Source organism: Bartonella sp. AP58NXGY (assembly GCF_042195785.1).
Taxonomy (GTDB): Bacteria; Pseudomonadota; Alphaproteobacteria; order Rhizobiales; family Rhizobiaceae; genus Bartonella.
In genome coordinates this window covers 1-739 of record NZ_JBHIOY010000230.1, presented here as the reverse complement: position 1 = coordinate 739, position 739 = coordinate 1, and the positions used below count along the sequence as shown (strand labels likewise).

Here is a 739-nt window from a genome sequence, read left to right as displayed (position 1 = left end):
CACAGCGCGCTTGTCACCACTTTCTTGAAACCCTTGAAAAAAAAGGAACCGATTTTTCACGCCTCATTTTGGCAGGCTATTGGCCCATTAAATCGGAAATTGACCCACGCCCTCTCTTGGAAGCGATAGCATCACGCGGTGGACGCCTAGCCTTACCAGCCGTGCTTGATTCCACCACCATGATTTTTCGAGCATTTTCACCGAGCACAATTCTCGAGCCCATGCGTTTTGGCACTTTGGGTCCAGGGGAAGACAATGCCGTTGTTATCCCCAATATGATTATTGTTCCGCTTTCTGCGTTTGATCATCACTGTCATCGTCTTGGCTATGGAGGTGGCTATTATGACCGTGCAGTTGAAGCCCTTGAAAAACAAGGCCATAAAATGACCTTATGGGGCATAGGATTTTCGTGTCAGGAGGTTTCCTCTATTCCCGCAGCCGAACATGATCTCCAGGTACAGGGAATTTTTACAGAAAAAGGTTTCTTAAAATGTTAAAATGTGATTAAAACGCCTATGCGGTTTTTATTTTTGGGTGACATTGTTGGGAATACAGGCTGTAAAGTTGTCTTTGAGCATCTTCCTCAACTGATTGAGAAATGGCAGCTTGATTTTGTTGTCGTGAATGGTGAAAATGCCTCTGGTGGTTTTGGTCTCAAGCAAGAGACGTATCAAGATCTTTTAATGGCGGGTGTTGATGTTGTCACCACCGGCAACCATGCTTTTTCTCACAAAGAAGC

General features: G+C 45.1%; 2 protein-coding genes. Both read left to right on the top strand.

Annotation, left to right across the window (positions count from 1 at the left end):
• Positions 1-497 (top strand): 5-formyltetrahydrofolate cyclo-ligase (locus tag ACFINC_RS10630; RefSeq protein ID WP_375617192.1); only part of this gene is annotated, 497 nt, incomplete at its 5' end.
• Positions 498-515: 18 nt separating this feature from the next.
• The coding region (locus ACFINC_RS10625) for a YmdB family metallophosphoesterase (protein WP_375617193.1) at positions 516-739 on the top strand (224 nt) is incomplete at its 3' end.